Raw genomic sequence first — 14,495 nt, 5'->3', positions numbered from 1 at the left:
AACGTGCAGCCGGTCTCTTCAGATTAAGAATCCGCCGCCGGGATGTCTGTGGTTCAGGCCACGGACATAAAACGTTTGCGGATGAAGCGGCACGGATTGCCCCCATACACGCCTTCCGCATCGAGCGAACGGTGCACGACGGACAATGGCGTCACCACCGCGGAACGGCCGATCGTCACGCCCATCTGCACCACGCATTTCGAGGTGATCCACACGCCGTCTTCGATGACGATCGGCGCGACGTGCAGGTCCATGGTGTCGCTCATATCGTGTGAGCCCGCCGTGAGAAACGTGCCTTGCGAGATGCAGACGTTCGAACCGATACGGATCAGCGCCTGGTTGTAAATCCACACGTCGACGCCGAACCAGCACTTGTCGCCCACTTCGAGATTCCATGGCGCCTTCACGCGCAGCGGATGAACGAAGCGGCAGCCTTCGCCGATCTTCGCGCCGAACAGACGCAGCAACGCGACGCGCACGGCGGAGATCGGCAGCAGCTTGTTGTTGATCACACAGGCTTCGATGACGAACCACAGCAGTTCGATCAACGCGCCGCGCTTCGCGACGTAATTGCCCTTTCCAGCGAGGCTCAGATCGATGACGGGGCCGACATCGACGGTGCCTTCAACGGGTGATGCATGTGCGAATTGCGGATCGTCGGCAACGGTACCCATCACGGTTTCTCCTCTGGCTTCATTATGTTGTGGACACTCCACTCACTCGACGCCGTGGCCGCGAGGGCAAGCGTTTTGGCGGCTGCACGTGGGCAGCCTGGCGCACGATGACTCAACACGGGAGCACTCCTACGAGGACCACGATGAACCACCACTCCACTCCAATGCTTCGCTTCACTTGTACCTATGCGACGCGTTGCGCGTGCATCGCAATAGCGGCTTGCACGATGCCGGCTTTCGCGCAGAACGTCACGCCCGCAGTACCCACCGCCAACGGCTACGGCGCGCTGACGAACGCCCCGGCCAACACTCGCAACGATGCGCGCATGAAGCAACGCACCAGCGAACAGCAACTGCTCGGCGGACCGGGCGCATACGGCGATATCGGTGCACAAGGCAACGGTGACGATCCGCAGCGCGCGGCCCTGCTCGACGAACGACGCATGACCGTGCTCGGCGGCGATCAGCCCGCACCCGCCGCGCCCGGCAAACGCAAAGTGGCGCGACCGGCCAACGGCGAGATGCGCGTCGCGGCCCAGCCGGGCACGCCGAATGGCGCCGGCCAGCAAGCAGCCGGCACGACGAAGAACGCTTACGCCGATCCCTACGCCGCGGGCAAGCGGGGTGTCTACCGTTCGCCGTGGTGAAGTCGCAAGCATGAACTGGCCGCGTGCCGGATTACTCCGGCGCGGCTTCCTCCACGGTGCCGGGTTCGACGGGCGTGACGGGAATAGCAGCCGGGTTCACACCGAACGACGTCGCCTTGCGCCGCACATGCAGAACCCGCCTGACCTGTTTGACTCGCGCGTCGGCCGTCTTGCGGCACAGTAACGCGAGCCGCTCCTCGAACTCCGACAAGGTCGCCTCCGGCGACAACGCACGCACCGCGTAGAGTCGTGCGGCCTTGCCGAGTGCCGCGCGACGCTCGGGGTCGCCCGCCAGCACCACGATCGCCGCCGCCAGCGCCTTTGCGTTTTCCGGCGGCACGACGACGCCGCGCGGCGCAACGGCCTCGTAGAGCGCGGTACCGCGGCGCGCCATCGCGACGGTTGCGCGTCCGCTGGCGAACATGCCGGTCAGCTTCGAGGGCATCACGAGATCGGCGGCGTCGCCGCGTTGCGGCAGCACGTGGATGTCGGCGAGATTGAGCAGATCGTTCAGACGCTCCATTGGCTGGAGCGGCATGAAGACGCAATTGGTCAGCGCGGCGCAGCGCTCGAGCAGCGTTTCGCGCGCCGCGCCGCTGCCGCAGAACACGAACGTGATGTCCGTGCGCGCGGCGAGCAACGCCGCCGCATCGGCCAGTGTTTCGATCCCCTGCTTGGAACCCATGTTGCCGGAATACAGCACCACCTTCTGCTGCTCCGGCAGACCCAGCAGGCGGCGGTAGTCGCTCGGTTCCGTCAACGGGAAAATGGCCGATACGTCGACCCAGTTCGGCAGACAGACGACGCGTGCCGGATCGACGCCTTTGGTCGTCGCGCGCGCGCTCATCTGCCGCGTGATCGACGAGACCGCATCGAAGCGGCGCAGCAATCCGCTTTCGAGCCAGCGTGCGATTTTTGCCGCGCGCGAGTTCTTCAGCAAGCCCAGATCGAACGCGGCATCCACCTCGTAATCCTGAATGTGCAGCCACGCATTCGCACGCGTGACACGCGCCAATGTCAGCACGCCGGGCGCGCACATCAAGGTCGGCGCAATCAGCATCACCGCATCGGGACGCCACAGCGCCTGCCATGCGAGCACGGGTAAAGAACTCAGCGCGAAACTCGCCAGATGCAGCATTCGCTTCGCGCCACCGGGACGCTTCGGCACCCACAGCGGCGCGCGCCACAAGGTCACGCCGTCGCGCTCTTCACGCCGGTAGCGCCATGCCGCGAAGCCCTTCGCCACCCGCCATTCCGGATAGTACGGCGGTGCGCAAACCACTCTCACCTCGTGACCCCGGCCCGCCAGCAACGCGGCCATTTCCGCGGTGTATTTGCCGGCCCCGGTCAGTTCGGGCGCGTAATTGAGGCCGTAGATCAGGATCTTCATGATGGCTGCCAGAGCGAGTTAAGGCTTCGCATACTCGATGCGGGTTGTCGGTCGAAGGGGGTATTTAACTGGCTGAGCAGGCGGTCTCTTCGCCCGTTCAGTCGTTCAGTCGCTCAGCATCAATGCGCAGCCGCGGGCGATACTCGCCGCGGCCGACGGCGGATCGAACCGGCTGATCACGTCCATACAGCGATGCGCGGTGCCGGCGGTGTCGGCGAACGCCTCCATCGCCTTCAACATCGTGCGCTGCAGACCGGCGACGTCGCCCGCGGTGAAGGCGTAACCGCTCACGCCGTCGATCACGAGTTCCGGCACGCAACCACAACTTTCGCTGACGATCGTCGGGCAACCGTGCGCGAGCGCCTCGTTGACGACGAGTCCCCACGGCTCGCTGTAGCTCGGCAACACCATGCAGGTAGCGCCGTAGTATTCGCGCGTGAGCGGTTCGTCCTGCAGACTGCCGGCGAAGGTGACCGCATCGCCCAGTTCGAGTTCGGCCACTTTCGCGTGCAGTACGTCGGCCATCGGCCCGGTGCCGACGATGCGCAGACGCGCCGCCGGAATGCGCCGGCGCAAGCCGGCGAACGCTTCGATCAGCGTGCCGATGCCTTTCTCTTCGGAGAGCCGGCCGACATACAGAAACACCGGCGGATTACCGGCGCGCGCCGCCACCCGTTCGACGAGCGCACGCTCGGGCGAGAACGAACCCGGCAACGCGGCAGCCTGACAGGGGACGAAAATCTTTTCGCGCTTGGCGCCGAGCGACATCAGATATTCGCGGCTGCGCTCGCCGAAACCGAAGTAGCCGTCGCACAGCGAGAAGAACACCCGCTTCGGAATCGACGTGAGCAGCTTCTTCGGCCGGTCGCGCGCGGTCGAGTCGCAGAACACCGCGCGCCGTTTGCCGGTGACGATGCACGCCGCCAGCATCGCCCAGTATTCCGGCCGGTGATAACCCGGCAGCACGATCAGGTCGGCTTTGGCACGCAGCACTTCCCACGTGAGCCGCGCGATCAGCGTGGTGGTCGGCACGTCTTCGTAGCAGCCGTCGAAGAGCTTTTGCATCGGGTAGCGGTGGAACGAATAATCGACATCGGAGAAGCCGACCCGATCGTGCTCGGTATCGGCAATCTGCACCATCGAGTAGCGAATCGCGCCCGACGCGGAAATGTTATGCAACGCGGAAAACACCACGCCTTTATGGCGCGACCACACGACGTTGTGGAAGATCTTGACTGACGCTGTCATTTTTATTGGGCTCCTCGATTGATCGTTCCTGCCGGCGTGGCCCGCACGGGCTCACGCACAGCGGTCGGATTCCGTTGCGTGTGTGTTTGTCGGCTGCCGTCTACGCCTGCAGCGCCGCGGCGCCCGTACTCGCGTAGGTCTCCACGAAATCGCGATACGTCGCCGCGATACCCTCCTCCAGTCCGATGCTCGCGCGCCACCCCATCTGCGCGAGCCGCGAGACGTCGAGCAGCTTGCGCGGTGTTCCGTCGGGCTTGGACGCGTCGAACACCAGCTCGCCTTCGAAACCCACCACCTTGCAGATGCACTCTGCGAGTTCGCGAATCGCCAGGTCTTCACCGACGCCGACGTTGAAGAGCCCGTCCGTGATGTCGTTCTCGAGCACGAACAGCGTGGCGGCGGCGAGATCGTCCACATGCAGGAACTCGCGGCGCGGGGTGCCCGAGCCCCACACCATCAGCGACGGAAAACCGTCGAGCCGCGCTTCGTGCGCCTTGCGCAGCAGCGCCGGCAAGACGTGACTGCTGTTCAGGTCGTAGTTGTCGTTGGGGCCGTACAGATTGGTCGGCATCAGCGACACGTACTGCGTGTTGTATTCGCGGTTGTACGCCTCGCACAGCTTCAGCCCGGCAATCTTGGCAATTGCGTAGGCGTCGTTGGTCGGCTCCAGCGCCGAGCCCAGCAGGTACTCTTCGCGAATCGGCTGCGGACACAGCTTCGGGTAGATGCACGACGAGCCGAAGAACACCAGCCGCTCGACGCGCGCCCGATACGCCGCATGAATCACGTTGGTTTCGATCACCAGATTTTCGTAGATGAACTGACCCGGCTGCGACGCGTTGGCGAAGATGCCGCCCACGCGCGCCGCCGCAAGCAGCACCACGTCGATCTGCTCGACCTCGAAGAAGCGGTTGACGGCGGCCTGATCCGTGAGATCGAGCTCGGCCCGGGTCCGCGTGACGACGTTGGAATACCCCTCGGCGGCGAGCCGCCGGACCAGCGCGGAGCCCACCATGCCGCGGTGGCCCGCCACGAAAATGCGTGCTTGTTTGTTCATCGCGTTTACTCGTGATGTTCCAGCGCCGTGAAACCGGCCAGCGTCACCAGCGCGTCGCGTCGCGCGAGCTGGTAATCCGAGCGCACCATCTCCTTGACGAGCGAGGCGAACGAGGTGGTGGGCTGCCAGCCGAGCCGCGCGTGCGCTTTGGACGGGTCGCCCAGCAGCGTTTCCACTTCGGCGGGGCGGAAGTAACGCGGATCGACGCGCACGATCACATCGCCGGGCGACATCTTGATCTCGCGCCCCTCGACCTTCTCGACGATGCCGATTTCATCCACGCCCGTTCCTTCGAAGCGCACGGTCACGCCCAGTTCGGCCGCCGCATGCTGAACGAACTGACGCACGCTGTACTGCACGCCGGTGGCGATGACGAAGTCTTCCGGCTGCGGCTGTTGCAGCATGCGCCACTGCATCTCCACGTAATCGCGGGCATGGCCCCAGTCGCGCAGCGCCGACAGATTGCCCAGATACAGCGTCTTTTGCATGCCGACCGCGATACGCGCAACGGCGCGCGTGATCTTGCGCGTGACGAACGTCTCGCCACGCACCGGCGATTCGTGATTGAACAGAATGCCGTTGCACGCATACAGCCCGTAGGCCTCGCGGTAATTGACCGTGGTCCAGTAAGCGAACAGCTTGGCGACCGCATACGGACTACGCGGATAGAACGGCGTGGTTTCCGACTGCGGGACCTGCTGCACGAGACCGTACAGCTCGGAGGTCGAGGCCTGATAGAAACGCGTCTTCTCCTGCAGCCCGAGGATGCGGATTGCCTCGAGAATGCGCAGGGTGCCCAGACCGTCCGCGTTCGCGGTGTACTCCGGCTCTTCGAACGACACCGCGACGTGACTTTGCGCCGCGAGGTTGTAGATTTCGTCGGGCTCCACGCGCTGGATCACGCGCAGCAGGCTGGTCGAATCGGTCAGATCGGCGTGATGCAGAAACAGTCTCTGTTCGGGATCGTGCGGATCGCGATAGAGGTGATCGATACGATCCGTGTTGAACAGCGACGCCCGGCGTTTGATGCCGTGCACGTCGTAACCCTTGGCGAGCAGTAGCTCGGCCAGATACGACCCATCCTGCCCGGTAATCCCGGTAATCAGCGCGACCTTACGTTCCATGGAACCTTCTCCTCGTTGAGCTTGGCAAAACCCCGTGCGTCGGCACGGTCGAACGTCCGGTCAGAGGCCGGCTGGTTCAACCGGCCACGCTGTCGTATCCGTAATACCCTCCCTGATAACCCGAGCCGAGGAAGGCGCCTTCCTGCGGCACATCGGTGAGCAGCACGCCGCGCAGCGCGACACCGCCGTTGCGCAGACGCTTGGCCGTCTCGTTGATTTCGTTCAGCGGATGGCGGCCGTGGCGCACCACCAGTAAAGTCGTGCCGGCGTACTTGCCGATCAGCGTGGAGTCGGTGACCGCGAGCACCGGCGGCGTATCGACGATCACGATGTCGTAGTGCGACTTCAATTCTTCGAGCATCGTTTCGAAGCGCTTGCTCGACAGCAGTTCGGCCGGGTGTGCAGGCAGCGCGCCTTTGGCGAGCACGTCCAGGCCGGGCAGCACGTCGCGCTGGATCATCGCGCTCAGGTCGCCGCCGCTCAATACGTCGGACAAGCCCGGTTGATGGCTGATGCCGAAATGCGAGTGGACATCGCCGCGCCGCATATCGCCGTCGATGATCAGCACGCGCTTCTGTGCCGAAGCGACCAGCGCCGCGAGGTTCACCGAGAGGAACGACTTGCCGCTGTCGGGCCGCGAACCGGTGATCATCACGACGTTGTTCTCGGCGTGATCGAGCGACAGTTGCAGCGAGGTGCGCAGATTGCGCACGCCTTCCACGGCGATGTCTTCCGGCGCCTGCTGGGCGAGCACATGCAGACCGCGCCGGCGCAGCATCACGTTTTCCTGCAGGCGCAGTTGCGTCTGGCTGCGCGGCACGACCGCGAACACCGGAATGCCGAGCATGGCTTCGAGTTCGTCGGGACGCTCCACGCCGCCATACATCGCGCGCTTGAAGAAGGTCAGCAGGATGCCGAGCACGAGACCGCCGCCCAGCGCGATCAGGATCGCCAGCACGCGTTTCGGGCGCACCGGTTCGTCCGGCGCTTCGGCGAAGTCGACCACGCGCACGTCGCCCACCTGCCCCGCCTTCGCCACGCGCAGTTGCTGCGCGCTGTTCAGCAGGTTGGTGTACAGGTCCGTGTCGACGTGCACGTCGCGCAGCAGACGCAAGGCGGTCTGCTCGGTGTCGGGCATGACCGACACGCTGCGGTTCATGTTGTTCTGCGCGCCCTGCAAGGCGGCGATCTGCGCGTCGAGCGCGGCAACCGCCGGGTGATTCGGCGTAAAGCGTTGCGACATCTCGGCGCGTTGCTGTTGCAGGTCGAGCAGCTTGGTCTTGTTATCGACGATCTGTTGCAGCAGCAACCGGCTTTCTTCGCCGAGATCGACAGTGCCGTGCGTGTTTCGGAATTTGTTGTAGCGTTGTTCGGCGTCGTCGAGTTCCTTGCGCAGGCCGGGCAGTTGCTGGTCGAGGAACGCCAGCATGTGCTCGGCTTCCGTCGAGCGGCTCGCCACGTCCTGGCGCACGAACTCCTGGGCGATGCTGTTGACGATCGCCGCGGTCAGCGCGCTGTCGCCGCCTTCGAGGCTCGCGCGAATCACGCCCGATTGCAGCGTGGTTTCGGCAACCACCAGTTGTTTCTGCAGACGGTCCACCGTGCTGAGCGTCGAGGCGCGCGTCAGTTCGAAACGCGAGCCTTCGGTGCCGACCAGCTTGTCGACGTGCAGGCTGATCGGACCATCGGCCGTATCGGTCTGCACGGTTTCGCCGACCTTGCCCGACAGCAGGGCAATGCCGTTCCTGTCGCGCAGCACGTAGGTGTCGCCGCCGCCGGCGATCAGCGTGAAGGTGGTGTCGTACATCTCCTTGGCCGTATCGAACTGCGACACGGCGATGCTCTCGTCACCCCACGCATAGCCGGACAGATTGATGAAGTGCGGCAGTTTGAAGCCCCACTGCCCGTTCACCAGCCCCGCCAGCAGTCCGCCGACGAACGGCAGATAGCGCGGCGTGGCGGTGATATCGAGGTGCAGCTTCTTGACGGTGTCTTCCGTCACGAGGCGCGACTTCAGCAGCTCGATCTCGGCCGCCGTCGACGGCTTGGTGTCGAACATGCCGGTGAGCGGCGGCAAGGAATCCTTGCCGTTCGCGTTGCCGTTGGCCGTCTTGTCTTCGACGTGGAACAGCACGTCCGCACGATACGTGGGCGGCGCAAGGAACGCATAGGCGCATCCCAGCGCCAGTGCGATCAGCGTCACCGTGAGAATGGTGCGCCAGCCGCGCACGATCGTGCGCAAGTAGTCCGACAGGTGCAACTCGTCCGGTCCGGACACGTCGGTGTAGCGGTTTTCAAAATTGATAGCCATTTTCTTCACCCAACAAAGCCCGGCGGTTCAAGTTGACGATGCGCGATCTTTACTTCGCCAGCACGGCACCCGTGACGGCAGCGTTGATCGCAGGCAACAGCAGGTTCAGGACACGGTTGAAGCGCACCAGTCCGCCCTGGCCGACGTACACGACGTCCTTCGGCTGGAGTTCGAACTGATTGGCGAGCACCATCGACACCGGCGAGGTCGCGTCGAGGTGATAAACCTGCGGCGAAGCGCTCGTCGAGTTGCGGATCACGAACAGCTGACGCGCCGCCGCGGTGTTCGAATCGAAGCTGCCGCCGTCGGAGATCGCCTGCGACAGAGTCAGCGAGCCGTTGCGCATCGGCAGGATGGTGGCCGGCTTGTTGACTTCGCCCATCACGTACACGCCGCTGTCTTCACGCGAGGCCACGCGCACCATGTCGCCCGGTCGCAGATACAGGCTCGACGGGTTATGGCCGCGCTTGATCAGGTCGTCCATGTTCAGCGGATAGGTGACGCCGTCGCGAATCAGGTCCACGCGGCTACGGTCGGCGTTCGACGTGAAGCCGCCGCCCTGGCTGATCACGCTGGTGAGCGTCATCGGAATATCGTTGAGCGACAGCGAGCCGGGCGTGCGGACTTCGCCGTCCACGTACACCTGGGCCGCGCGGAACGACGCCACCCGCACCGTCACTTCGGGCTTCTGGTACACGGTGGACAGACGACGGTGCAGTTCCTTCTGGATCGTCGCGACATCCTTGCCGGCCACGTGCACGGTGCCCGCGTACGGGAACTGCACATCGCCGTTTTCGTCGATCAGGAAACCCGGCGCCGCATCCGACGTCCTCGAGTCCTGCGGCGGCTGACCGAGCGCGGCGGCGAGTTCCGGGTGATCCCACACGACGATCTGCAGCACGTCGCCGGGGCCGACCTTGTAGGCGGTCTGCTTGCCGAACAGCGCGAGCGTTTGCGGCGGCAGCGCCTGGGCGCTTTGCGCGGCGTTGAGATTGCGCACCAGCGCCAGATTGATGTCCGTGATCGGAATCTGGGTCTGTTGCGAAGGCTCGGTACTGTAATCGCCTCCGGTGTCCTGCAGCGTGGCTGGTGTCACCATCCGCTGACCCGGGACGCTACCGCATCCGGACAGCAGTGCGGCCGACGTGAAAACCAGCAATGTTCCTGCGCGTAAACCTAGCGAGCTCATGATCCTTCCTCCTTGTGCCACGGTCACTGTCCTCGGAGGAGGGAGTGCCCAGCGTGCTTTTAAAGTACTTAGTAAGCGTTCCGATGCGCCAGTCCTGCAGCGATCGTTGCGCCGATGATTCGCATGTCGAGCGAGAACGACCAGTGACCCAGGTAATACAGGTCGTGTTCAACGCGTCGTTCCATCTTTTCGATGCGATCGGTTTCCCCGCGAAACCCATTGATCTGCGCCCAGCCGGTAATGCCGGGTTTGATCCGGTAACGATTGATGTAGCCCGCCACCACCTTCTGATACAGATCGTCGTGTTCGAGCGCATGCGGACGCGGCCCGACCACCGACATATCACCCAGCAACACGTTGAAAAACTGCGGCAGTTCGTCGAGGCTCGTGCGGCGCAGGAACGCGCCGACGCGCGTGACGCGTTTGTCGTTGCGCGTGGCCTGGCTGAGCGTGCCGTGCGCTTCGGTATGGACGTGCATCGAACGGAATTTGTAGATCGTGAATACGCGTCCGTCCGCGCCCTTGCGCTTCTGTCTGAACAGCACCGGTCCGCGCGACGAGAGCTTCACCGCTATCGCAATCGCGATCAGGACCGGCGCGAGACCGAACAGCGCCAGCGCGGCGAACAGCCGGTCGAACGCTTCTTTTTTCAGCAGCGAACTGGCCGACAGCGGCGAGGCGACCAGATTGATCGCGGGCACGCCGAGCAGATCGATCACGCCGCTGCCTTCGAACAGCGCAATGCTGCGCACGTCCGGCATGAAGCGGATATTCACCAGGTCGTCGCGGAACGCCGCCACCAGCGAGCAGATCAGCGGTTCCTCGGCGAGCGACAGCGTGAGCCAGATTTCATGCACGTCGTTCGCGCGGATATGCGCGACCAGTGCGTCGAGCGTGTCGAACGCCGGCACACGCGTACCGACGAGCGGCGACTCCTGCGGCCGGGTGTTGAACACCGCGGCAGCACGAAAGCCCGTGCTCGGCGCGGACTCGATACGGCGAATGATCGTCTCGCATTGCGAGCCGCTGCCGACGATCGCGACCTGATGCAGATTCAGCCCGGCCCCACGCGCCCGCGCCAGCGCCGCATGCGTGAGCAGCCGGTAGGCGATCAGCAGGCCGCCGGTGACCGCGGTCCAGTACGAGAACCACAGGCGCGAAACGAGATCGATACGGTGCAGCGAATACATCAGCACGAGCGCACTGCACTGCACCATCAGCCACGCGAGCGACACCTGACCGGCGAGCGTCAGCTTGGAGCGGCCGCGCCACGATTCATAGACCCCGAACGCCGGGAAGATGGCCAGCGCGAAGGCAGCAGAGAACATCACCAGCGCCCAGTAGAAGCCGGCTTGCGTCATGTCGTCGAAGCGGATTTTCGATGCTAGCGACGCCCCCGCCAGTACCAATGCGACATCCCCGACTCGCGCGAGTAAATCCTGAAACCTGCGCATCTTGCTTACCTCGTTCTGGCCGTTTTTTGTGTGCGAAGCGGTGTTGACGGGCGGCTCAGGAGCAACGCCCGTAGTTGTCGTCGAACCTCACGATGTCGTCTTCGCCGAGATAGGCGCCTGACTGGATTTCAATGATCTCGAGCGGTACCTTGCCCGGGTTTTCGAGCCGGTGACGGATGCCGAGCGGGATATAAGCCGATTCGTTTTCGCTCAGCAAAAACTGCTCGTCGCCGCGTGTGACGAGCGCCGTGCCGCGTACCACCACCCAATGTTCGGCGCGGTGGTGATGCAGTTGCAGCGACAGTTGCGCGCCCGGCGTGACGACGATGCGCTTGACCTGGAAACGCTCGCCCTGGTCGATCGAATCGTAGAAACCCCAGGGGCGATGCACCTTGCGATGCGCGTCGGCCTCCGGTGCGTGCTGCGCCTTGATGCGCGACACGAGTCCCTTCACGTCCTGCACGCGCGAGCGGTCGACCACCAGCACGGCGTCGGCGGTTTCCACCACCACGACATTGGTCGTGCCGACACAGGCCACGAGCCGTCCTTCCGAGTGCGCGTAACTGGAGACCGCGCCTTCGAAGGTCACGCGGCCGCGCCCGGCGTTGCCGTTGGCGTCCTTGTCCATCGCGGCCCAGACGGCGTCCCATGAACCGAGGTCCGACCAGCCCGCGTCGAGCGGCAACACGACACCGGTGGAGCGCGGCTCGCTTGCGTCGTCCGTTTGGGTGGCGCTGTCGGCGCTTGCGCCAAGACGCTCCATCACGGCATAGTCGATCGAATTGGCCGGCGTGCTCAGGAAGGCTTCCAGCAACGGACGGAACACCGCGCCTTCGCTGCGCCCGCCGGCGAAAGCGCGCGCGCAGGCCGCATGCATGTCCGGTTGCAAATGCTGCAGGGTCTCGAGCCAGACGCTCGCGCGCACGATGAAGATGCCGCTGTTCCACCAGTATGTGCCGGCCGCGACGTAGCGCGCCGCGAGTTCTTCTGCCGGCTTCTCGACGAAACCGTCGATCGCATACGCGCCGTCCGGCAGCGCCGCGCCGAGACGGATATAACCGAAGCCCGTGTCGGGACGCGTCGGCGGGACGCCCAGCGTCGCGATCGCGCCTCGTTGCGCATGGCGTGCGGCGTGTTCCAGCGCCTGCTGCAGGCCGTTCACGTCGGCGATGGCGTGGTCGGCGGGCATCACGATCAGAATCGCGTCGTCGCCCTGGCTGCAGGCGAGCGCGGCGGCGAGTGTCAGCGCGGGCGCCGTATCGCGGCGCGCCGGTTCGACGACGAGTCGCGCGTCGACGCCGTGCTCATGAAGCTGTTCGGCAATCACGAAACGATGTTCTTCACCACAGACGATGATCGGCGCCGCGTCCACCTGCCAGCCCGCGGGAAAGCCCGTCATCCGCCGGGCGGTCGCTTGCAGCAGCGAGTCGGAACCGACCACGTCGATCAGTTGCTTCGGATAGTTCTCCCGCGACACCGGCCACAGGCGCGTGCCCGAGCCGCCCGCCAGAATCACCGGGACGATGCGCGTGCAGGCCGCGCCGCTCATCTCGGCACGCGCGTCGTCCGGGCCGGCCGAACCGGCCGCACCGAACGAAACGGCGCTCACATCCCCGTGATTCAACATGTTCGTCATCCTTACCGTGGTCCAAGGTCCGCGAAAAACGTGGTTTGCCTGCGCTGCCTGTATTGCACCGTCACTCTGCGGATTCGTTCACCAGACGACGGCTCTGGATACGGAATTCGGTCGGAGAAATGCGCATCCGCTTGCGGAACACTTTGGCGAGACGGTCGCCATTGCCCATGCCGGTGCGCCGCGCGATCTTGTCGACCGGCAGTTCCGATTCGGTCAGCAGGCTGCAGGTCACGGCGAGCCGCTCGTGCAACAGGAAGCTCGACGGCGTGATGCCCATTTCCATCTTGAAGCGGCGCAGGAAGTTGCGTTCGCTCATCGCGGCGAACTGCGCGGCGTCCGCAATCGAAATCGCCTGCTGGCAGTTTTCCTGCAGCCAGCGCGCCGCGGCACGCACCTTGTCGCCCGCGCTCAGTCCGCCGTCTTCGCCGAGCAGCGGCGCGAGGTTCGAACAGGAGTCGGCCATCAAACGCTCCGCGACCGTGCGCGCGGTGGCGCTGCCGAGGTCGCGCTTGATCATGGCGAGCGCGCTGCGCATCGATTCGAGCCGGTCGTTCGCGTCGCCCGGTTGCTCGGGCTGACCCGGCTGACCCGGCTGACCCGGCGTCAGCACCGACTGGATGAAGCGGTTGTGATGGCGAACGTCAAGGCCGTCTCTCGTGTCCGACAGCCAGGCCGCGTCGAGCACCGCGCGACCTTCCGCGATCGGGCGGATCATGCCGGTGTCGTGACGCACGCGGCGCAACCAGGTGATCACCCGGGAATCGTTCGCCGCGGCGCCGGCGCCTTTGCCGCCCGCGACATACAACGCATCGAAATGGGCCACGCGGCGCGCGTCGAGTCCTTCGGTCCAGACCCGCAGCGCCGACGACGACGTCACCATGCCGCCATCGGCGGACAGGAACGACACGTCGTAGATCGAGTTGCCGGAGCCCGAGCTGGCCAGTTCGTTCGCGGCCTGAAACACTTCGGCGACCACCCCCGCGCCTTGCAGCGAGCAGTCGTTGAACATCAGTATCGCGATGCGGCGCATGCCCTTGCTGGGCGCATGCGCCCAACGCAGCACGGCAGACTCGAGAGTCGCGCAGGTCATAGTCATCCTCTCAGCAAATAACGGATCTACGTGTCACGTTGGAGAGCCGCGTCCGCGAGTGCGGCACAGCGCCATCATCACGACCGGTGAAACAAGCATTTAGCCGCCACGACCTGAAACATGGACATGCCGGCCTCGTGGCAATCGCCCCGCCCAGTGCATTTCGGAAACATCGCAATTATCGGAATTCCGATTAACCGCGGATCGCTTCGACATAGCCTGGAGTTGACGTTCTGCGAATGTTAATGCAAAGGAAAAATGGATTTCGTACGCCAGCACACATACCATCGCGACTCGAAACCGGCGCGGAACTTGGTGGTTCACCGCCCGCTACGACGCTGAATTCAAGTGACTTTTTGCACTTCGCTCAGCAGAATCAAAGCGGCGGCATCGCGCCTACGCGGGCATTTTCACGATTGGCCGCGAAAGATTTGTTATGAAGATAGCGGGCGCTTCGGCGATATGAAAACATGCAGCCAATTTAAGCGATTTACTGAATGCATAAAGTATTTATTTTGTTCTAAATGGAACAGAAGAATTTAACTCCGGCCATTAATGTTTCAAACGTGAAACATCGCAATTAGACAGACGGCGCAGTGCAGGGCCGCGTAGCACCGATGGCGGATGGGTAAAGGACTTCCAGGGCCCTTTCCGCCATCGTGTTGCGCAAATGCA

General features: G+C 64.2%; 11 protein-coding genes. 1 reads left to right on the top strand and 10 read right to left on the bottom strand.

Features of this window, described 5'->3' with window-relative positions:
- Window positions 1-53 precede the first annotated feature (53 nt).
- Window positions 54-674: a putative colanic acid biosynthesis acetyltransferase gene (locus FQ746_RS15310; protein ID WP_144110201.1), complete on the bottom strand. Its 621-nt coding sequence runs from the start codon at window positions 672-674 to the stop codon at window positions 54-56.
- Between the two features lie 227 nt (window positions 675-901).
- Between FQ746_RS15310 and FQ746_RS15305 the strand changes: the two genes are divergently transcribed.
- Entirely contained in the window at window positions 902-1,321 is a 420-nt protein-coding gene (locus FQ746_RS15305) for a hypothetical protein (protein ID WP_260854065.1), read from the top strand.
- A gap of 31 nt (window positions 1,322-1,352) precedes the next feature.
- On the opposite strand, the gene FQ746_RS15300 is transcribed toward FQ746_RS15305, so the two are convergent.
- The 9 genes from FQ746_RS15300 to FQ746_RS15260 all read right to left on the bottom strand — a co-directional run bounded on the left by FQ746_RS15300 (window position 1,353) and on the right by FQ746_RS15260 (window position 13,820).
- A complete protein-coding gene (locus tag FQ746_RS15300) occupies window positions 1,353-2,711 on the bottom strand; it encodes a glycosyltransferase WbuB (RefSeq protein ID WP_144110200.1) in 1,359 nt (452 codons plus the stop codon).
- A 105-nt stretch (window positions 2,712-2,816) separates the two neighbouring features.
- Window positions 2,817-3,959: a glycosyltransferase family 4 protein gene (locus FQ746_RS15295; protein ID WP_144110199.1), complete on the bottom strand. Its 1,143-nt coding sequence runs from the start codon at window positions 3,957-3,959 to the stop codon at window positions 2,817-2,819.
- 100 nt (window positions 3,960-4,059) lie between these two features.
- Window positions 4,060-5,016, bottom strand: a complete 957-nt coding sequence (locus FQ746_RS15290; RefSeq protein WP_144110198.1) for a GDP-L-fucose synthase family protein — start codon at window positions 5,014-5,016, stop codon at window positions 4,060-4,062.
- A gap of 5 nt (window positions 5,017-5,021) precedes the next feature.
- On the bottom strand, window positions 5,022-6,140 hold the full coding sequence (gene gmd / locus FQ746_RS15285; RefSeq protein ID WP_144110197.1) for a GDP-mannose 4,6-dehydratase: 1,119 nt from the start codon (window positions 6,138-6,140) through the stop codon (window positions 5,022-5,024).
- A gap of 76 nt (window positions 6,141-6,216) precedes the next feature.
- Complete coding sequence (locus FQ746_RS15280) at window positions 6,217-8,451, bottom strand: polysaccharide biosynthesis tyrosine autokinase (protein ID WP_144110196.1); 2,235 nt, start codon at window positions 8,449-8,451, stop codon at window positions 6,217-6,219.
- A 49-nt stretch (window positions 8,452-8,500) separates the two neighbouring features.
- Entirely contained in the window at window positions 8,501-9,640 is a 1,140-nt protein-coding gene (locus FQ746_RS15275; protein WP_144110195.1) for a polysaccharide biosynthesis/export family protein, read from the bottom strand.
- A gap of 68 nt (window positions 9,641-9,708) precedes the next feature.
- Window positions 9,709-11,094 (bottom strand): undecaprenyl-phosphate glucose phosphotransferase, encoded by a 1,386-nt coding sequence (locus FQ746_RS15270; RefSeq protein WP_144110194.1) that lies wholly within the window; start codon window positions 11,092-11,094, stop codon window positions 9,709-9,711.
- 55 nt (window positions 11,095-11,149) lie between these two features.
- Complete coding sequence (locus FQ746_RS15265) at window positions 11,150-12,721, bottom strand: mannose-1-phosphate guanylyltransferase/mannose-6-phosphate isomerase (protein WP_144110193.1); 1,572 nt, start codon at window positions 12,719-12,721, stop codon at window positions 11,150-11,152.
- 70 nt (window positions 12,722-12,791) lie between these two features.
- Entirely contained in the window at window positions 12,792-13,820 is a 1,029-nt protein-coding gene (locus FQ746_RS15260; RefSeq protein WP_144110192.1) for a helix-turn-helix domain-containing protein, read from the bottom strand.
- Window positions 13,821-14,495 lie beyond the last annotated feature (675 nt).

The organism is Paraburkholderia sp. BCC1886 (assembly GCF_900996245.1).
Lineage (GTDB): Bacteria > Pseudomonadota > Gammaproteobacteria > Burkholderiales > Burkholderiaceae > Paraburkholderia.
The sequence above is the reverse complement of the archived record's forward strand: the minus strand, read 5'-3'. Positions and strand labels throughout refer to the sequence as shown.